5 protein-coding genes and 1 tRNA gene are annotated in these 6,437 nt (G+C 59.8%); 5 read left to right on the top strand and 1 reads right to left on the bottom strand.

The genetic code is table 11. The features are described from left to right. Positions 1-472: 472 nt before the first annotated feature. Positions 473-841: a DUF488 domain-containing protein gene (locus AC0AP0_RS07470; RefSeq protein WP_110413312.1), complete on the bottom strand. Its 369-nt coding sequence runs from the start codon at positions 839-841 to the stop codon at positions 473-475. Between the two features lie 112 nt (positions 842-953). Between AC0AP0_RS07470 and AC0AP0_RS07465 the strand changes: the two genes are divergently transcribed. The 5 genes from AC0AP0_RS07465 to AC0AP0_RS07445 form a co-directional block, all read left to right on the top strand. Beyond that, on the top strand, positions 954-1,952 hold the full coding sequence (locus tag AC0AP0_RS07465) for a YwiC-like family protein (protein WP_490429969.1): 999 nt from the start codon (positions 954-956) through the stop codon (positions 1,950-1,952). After that, positions 1,949-2,518: a DNA-deoxyinosine glycosylase gene (locus AC0AP0_RS07460; protein WP_490429967.1), complete on the top strand. Its 570-nt coding sequence runs from the start codon at positions 1,949-1,951 to the stop codon at positions 2,516-2,518. Before AC0AP0_RS07465 ends, AC0AP0_RS07460 begins: the two co-directional genes overlap by 4 nt. Further along, positions 2,508-2,966 carry an ASCH domain-containing protein gene (locus tag AC0AP0_RS07455; RefSeq protein ID WP_490429965.1) on the top strand — a complete coding sequence of 153 codons (459 nt, stop codon included), beginning with the start codon at positions 2,508-2,510 and terminating at the stop codon, positions 2,964-2,966. The genes AC0AP0_RS07460 and AC0AP0_RS07455 overlap by 11 nt, the downstream gene beginning before the upstream one ends. Positions 2,967-3,082: 116 nt before the next feature. Continuing rightward, positions 3,083-3,158: transfer RNA gene (locus AC0AP0_RS07450), tRNA-His, on the top strand. 485 nt (positions 3,159-3,643) lie between these two features. Beyond that, positions 3,644-6,437, top strand: a 2,794-nt coding sequence (locus AC0AP0_RS07445) for an RCC1 domain-containing protein (RefSeq protein WP_490429963.1), incomplete at its 3' end; no start/stop codon positions are given.

Below are 6,437 nucleotides of genomic sequence, written 5' to 3'. Positions count from 1 at the left end.
ATTGTTGGCAACTGACTCTCTCCGATTCCTTCGATGAACTTGTCTTCGTTTGCACTGCGAGACCGCCGCACCGCAGCTGCAGTCGCTCCTAGGAGGAGAGATCAGCCACTGTCCACCGGCCCGATGGCCCCTGATCCTCCTGCAGGGCATTGCTGCCTGCATTCTTCGGATTCGGGGATATCCCGACAAGCTCACCTGTGACATAAGGCGTGCTGCCGGCACACACGATGGAAAGTATATCACCGGGGCAGACATGGCCACGTCTACCACTTGGAAGTATGCTCTAGGCTTTGCCTACTGCGATTACGCACCGGATCCGTTAATGGGAAGGCCCTTGCACATACCTTATATTTTACAGACACCTACAATGAGGTACCCACCTATAACGGATTCACACATATATGCACACATAGGTATCGGAAAACATATCTGGATCAGTAAATATAGACGCCAGAAACATCAATGCCGGCGTCTAATTGTCTTCCTTGTCAAGAGCCTGGCGGACGTAGTCGCGCAGAATCAGGGCATGGTTGACTGCTGGATCCTTGGCCGCATAGACCAGTGTCGTCCGATCGTGTTCGCGCACGATGCTCAGCAGATCCTCCAAGGCGGGGTTGTCGTCCAGCTCGGTACGGTAGCGACGGGCGAAGTCCTCGAAGCGGTCAGGATCATGGTGCCACCAGCGCCTCAGGTCCGGACTGGGTGCAACATCCTTGAGCCAGCCGGACAGGGCTGCCCGCTCCTTGCTGACGCCGCGTGGCCAGAGCCTATCGACCAGGATGCGGACCCCGTCTTCGTCACCGGCCTGCTCGTATACGCGTTTGATATCCACCTGACCCATCATCTGCCTCCTGAAACCAGGGACCCATGTGATTCTTGCCTTCTTCGACCATGATATTGACCGAATCGGCATTACGGAAGAGGCAGTGACAGCCATACAGGGGCGTAGGCTGATGAGTATGCATACAGACGCAGACAGGGGCAAGGCAGCCGGATCAAGCGGCAGCAAACCGAGCCCTCAAGCCCGCAAATCAGCAAAACCGACGGGACCAGGGTCCAAGGGACGACAGTGGCGGCGTTTATGGATACCCGACCAAATAGGCGGCTGGGCCATGGCCTTGATGCCTGGCCTGGCTGGGCTGCTGGTTGGAGGCCCGACCTGGAGGAGCCTGCTGCTCATGGTCGCTTGGGCTTTCTGCTACTGCTTTGAATTCACCGGCTCGCGGTGGATGGTTTCGCACCGAGCTGCCAGATTCGCGCCACCAGCTTTGGGATATGCCCTGCTCATGGCTGTGACTGGGCTGATCCTGTTGGTCGGCACCCCTGGGCTCCTGCGATGGGCCCCGCTCTACCTGGTGTTGGGCGTGTTGAATTTTGCAGCCGCCTGGATGCGCACGGAACGCTCCTGGTGGAACGATACGGTAGTCGTGATCGCGGCCTGCACTCTCTGCCTGATTGCCGTCTCCCTAGGGTCGCGATTCCAGAAGCCTGGACCAGGACTGGAAGGCGCCAACGCCGGCTACTTCGGATGCCAGCCGAATCCTGCTGTGGACTGCTTCGCCAGCGGATTTTTCCCAAGCGCCGCCCTGCCGTCGCTCGGAGTGGTCAGCGCGGCTGTCTTCGCTGTGACCCAGTTCGGGTCGGTCATCTTCGTTAAAACCATGATCCGCGAGCGCGGCAAGACCTGGTGCTACCTGCTTTCGCTGGCTTGGAACCTGGCCCTCTGCCTGATGGGAATCGCCATGGTACGCACCGCAGGATGGTGGCCCCTGTTGACGGCCCTAGTTCTGCTGGTGCGTGCGGCCCTGCTGCCTGCCATCTCTCGTCGGCGCCGCATTCCCATTCTGTATGTGGGCCTGGTTGAATGCGCAACCAGCCTGTTGGTTTTCATTCTGGTGATTGCGCAGGCTGACGTGATGACTGCTTCTCTGACTAGCCTGTTCGGCGCATGACTGCAGCTTCGACCACACATGTCACCCACGGATTCGGGCCTGTCTGGAATGACCGATCCCGTGTGTTGATCCTTGGATCCATGCCCAGCCCGAGTTCGCGCGAGGCTGGCTTCTACTACATGTTTCCGCGCAACCGCTTTTGGCCCGTACTGGCCGCGCTCTTCGACCAGCCTGTTCCGGAGCCTGATCCGGATGACCGCGCACGGTTCGCCCTCAACCACTGCATTGCACTCTGGGATGTCATTCAGGAATGCGACATCCACGGTGCCTCCGACGCTTCAATCACCAATGTAGTGCCTACCGACATCGCCGGCTTGCTGGACCGTGCGCCCATCGACACGATATTCACTACAGGACGCAAGGCCGGCCAGCTTTACCGTCGCTACTGCCTGCCGAACCTGCAGGAGAAAGGGCATCGACTGACGATGATCAATCTACCGTCCACCAGCCCCGCCAATGCCGCTATGAGTCTGGCTGATCTGGTCAAGGCCTACCAGCCCATTAGAAAAGCGCTCGACGACAAAGAACCTAATAGGCAAGATACTCGCATCGACTATGGCAAATAGACAAATACCGACAATCAAAGCCCGAGATGTTGGGAATCTTCCCAAGGATGAATTCGCTTTCCCTGGTCCAGAACGTGATCGCCTGGTGGAAGCAATTTTGGATGGGCGTAAAACTGCTACGACCAGCCTGATGGCAGAGTTCATCCACGATCATGAACCACTCCCCTCCTCCGGCCGACGAACGATTCTGGTGAACTCAGATAACGAGCCAGTTGCCGTCCTTAGATATGCGTCGGTGAGCGTGATCCGACTGGGCGTGGTCACATGGCAGCATGTTCTGAACGAGGGAGAAGGCTATAAAAGTCTTGCGGAGTGGCGCGAGGCTCATGAGTCCTTCTGGACCTCAGAGAATATGCGACAGGCTCTGGGCGATCCGGACTTCACCGTCGATGACCAGACTCTGGTGGTGCTGGAAACCTTTCATGTAGAGACCATAGTCATAAACTAAGGGCCCAAAGGCAAAGCAGGGCCCTTATGGTTAACACTTCACCGGCGTGCCATGTCATACCATCGTGTATAGTTTCATCTGTTGCACTGATCCGCGACGCGGGTCGGTTCACCATGGTGGCTATAGCTCAGTCGGTAGAGCACCTGATTGTGGTTCAGGAGGTCGCGCGTTCGAGCCGCGTTAGCCACCCCACCTCAACCTTATGCCTCTGATTAAAAAGCAGAGGTTTTGTTATATGCGATCAAACTTCCGCAGCGTCCAAATATGTGACCGCGTGCGACCCAAAATTGGCAAATGAGTTCGCACGCCAAAAAGACGAGCGCTAGCAACACGAATGACAGAATCACCCACAAGCCTATAGGGCCGGAGCCTTATACGATGCTAAAGGCAATAACCAAACCGGCTAAGAACGACAATCAACAATAGCATAACCGACATGGATTCACCAGTATTTCATCGGACCGCCTTCCGTATGGGCTACATCAGGCTGGTCGGCTCAATGAATTTTTTTACGATATTAGGAAGAAAAAAGAGCGAAACCCACTATTGACATTCGAGTTGGCCCAAAGATATGCAGGTGATAGCATTATTTCATACGCCGGGGCTGTTCCCGGTACGTAGTTCATCAGAAACGTGGGGAATTTCGTCATTGAACTACATTTATTTGGGAAGGGATTATGCATATTACGTTTCGGCATAAGTCCGCACGCGGCCGGTCGACAACTATGGTTGGTGTCCTGCTGGCTATCATCTTTCCCGCCAGTCTGATCATGGGCGGCTTAGCCACGGCCGACACAGCCTCCGGCGAATCCAGCGAGCCCCAACCGACCATGCTGGAGCAGACGGCGGCAGACCAACCGGCGGACCCATCAGCCAATGCACCAACCCTACCGGCCAGTCCGGCCGGCCCCCAGTCGCGGCTGCCCTCGCCCTCGCCCCTGGACACCGAATCCCCCCTCACCAGCGCCCAGGCCGCGCCCAAGAAGCCAAGCGACACCGGCATCCAAAGCAAGACGGCCGACAGCCAGCCCCAGACACGCGCAGCCTACACCGTCACCTTCAACGACCCCGAAGGCAAAACCCGCACACCCTCCCAGAGCGTCCCCGGCGGCGGACAGGCCTCCAGGCCCGACAAGGACCCGGTCAGGGACGGCTACCTGTTCGACGGATGGTTCACCGGCAACACCGCCTACGACTTCAGCCAGCCCGTCACCGGCAGCATCACCCTGACCGCCAAATGGACCAGGATAACCAGCTCCTGGAGCCTCAAACCCGCCTCCGGGCCAGCAGCCGGAGGCACCAGGATCACCCTGACCATGCCCACCACATCCGACATACGCTTCAGCCACATCGAAACAGGAACAAACTTGGTCCTGGCCCTGGGCTCCGACGGCAACCTCTATAAATGGGGAAGCCCCACCGATAAAAGGCCGGGCCTCGTCACCCCGCCGACAGGCGTCCGCTTGACCCAGTTCGGCGCAGGACTAGGCTTCTTTCTGGCCATGGGATCGGACGGCAACCTCTACAGCTGGGGAAGCAACACCTGGGGTCAGCTAGGCAACGGCACCACTACTTATAGCAACGCGCTAAGCAAAGTGAACCTGCCAACAGGGGTCCCAAAATTTACCCAGTTCAGCACAGGATGGAACTACTCCCTGGCCCTGGGGTCAGACGGCAACCTCTACAGCTGGGGAGAGAACATGACCGCCCAGCTGGGCAACGGCACTAACGATAGCGATCCACATACCACGCCGAGCAAAGTCATCATGCCGGCAGACGGCACGAAATTCACTCAGTTCAAAGCAGGTAACGATCATTCCCTGGCCCTGGGAACGGACGGCAACCTCTACAGCTGGGGATACAACTACTACGGCCAGCTGGGACGCGACACTTCTCTAGACATATGGGACGGCACGCCACGCAAAGTGATCATGCCAACAGACGGCACGAAATTCACCCAGGTCAGCGCAGGATATAAGCATTCCCTGGCTCTGGGATCGGACGGCAACGTCTACAGCTGGGGAGACAACACCAACGGCCAGCTGGGACGCAGCGCCAGCGGGACGAAGGACGGCACGCCGCGCAAAGTGAACCTGCCTGCAGGCGTCAGAGGATTCACCCAGGTCATCGCAGGCGGCGATCATTCCCTGGCCCTGGGATCGGACGGCAACCTCTACAGCTGGGGAGACAACACCTACGGCCAGCTGGGACGCGTCACCAGCGGCACGCAAGACGGCACGCCAGGCAAAGTGACCATGCCGAGCGGCATCACAATCACCCAAGCCAGCGCGCCAGGCGCCTATAGTGGGGACTCCTCCCTGGCCCTGGGGTCGGACGGCAACCTCTACAGCTGGGGAGACAACAGCAGCCGCCAGCTGGGACGCGACACTAGCAGCAACTTCGACGGCCAACCCGGCATGGTCAAGTTCCCCGAGTCCCCCACGCCGACCGGCGTCAAGTTCGGCGCGATAGCGGGCACGAGCCTGACGGACAACAAGGATGGCACCTGGAGCGTCTCCACGCCCCCGCATGCAGGAGGCAAGACCGACGTGGCCGTCTCCTGGAGCAGGAACGGCCAGCAGCCCGACGCGCACCTTACCTACACCTACATCAACCCCTACACGGTCACCTTCGACAGCGCCGGCGGCAAGCAGACCCCAGGCCAGCAGCGGATCACCGAAGGCCAGCAGGCCACACGCCCGACCAGCAGCCCGTCCAAGGACGGCTTCCTGTTTGATGGTTGGTTCCTCAAGGATGCCAATGGCAAATCCGATGTGGCGTATGATTTCAGCCAGCCGGTCACCGCTGACATCACCCTGGTCGCGCATTGGAGTCCTGCGGACACCGGCGGCTGGTCGATCAGCCCAGACAAGGGCAACGTGCTGGGCGGCCAGCAGGCGACCATCACCCCGCCCAAGGCCAATAGAGGCGTCCGCTTCAGCCAGGTCAGCGCCGGCGGCTACCAGATGAGTGATGCGGCGGGCTTCTCCGTGGGCGTGGCCAGCGACGGGAACGCCTACGCCTGGGGCAGCAACCAGCACGGGCAGCTGGGCATCGGCAACACAACCAAGCAGAACAAGCCGGTTAAAATCCCCTTGCCGGACGGCGTGGATTCCGGGTTCACCTACACGCAGGCCGTGGCGGGGGGCTTCCATGTGCTGGCCGTCGGCAGCGACGGCATCGTCTACAGCTGGGGGGCCAACGACCACGGCCAGCTGGGCGACGGCACCACCGTCGAGCGTTCCAAGCCGCAGCCCGTGCCGGACCCGAACGACACAAGCCAGCCGTTCAAGGCCGTCCAGGTGAGCGCCGGCGCCTACGACTCGGCGGCCATCAGCCCGGATGGGCATGTCTACACCTGGGGCAGCGAGGGCAACAGCCGCGACGGCGTCTTCCCCAGCTTCACCCAGCCGCGGAAGACGCCGACCCCGGCAGCCGCCCCCGACGGATCCGGCCAGGGGCTGCAGGCGG

Source organism: Bifidobacterium sp. POST2/T3 (B1) (genome assembly GCF_058197115.1).
The sequence above is the reverse complement of the archived record's forward strand: the minus strand, read 5'-3'. Positions and strand labels throughout refer to the sequence as shown.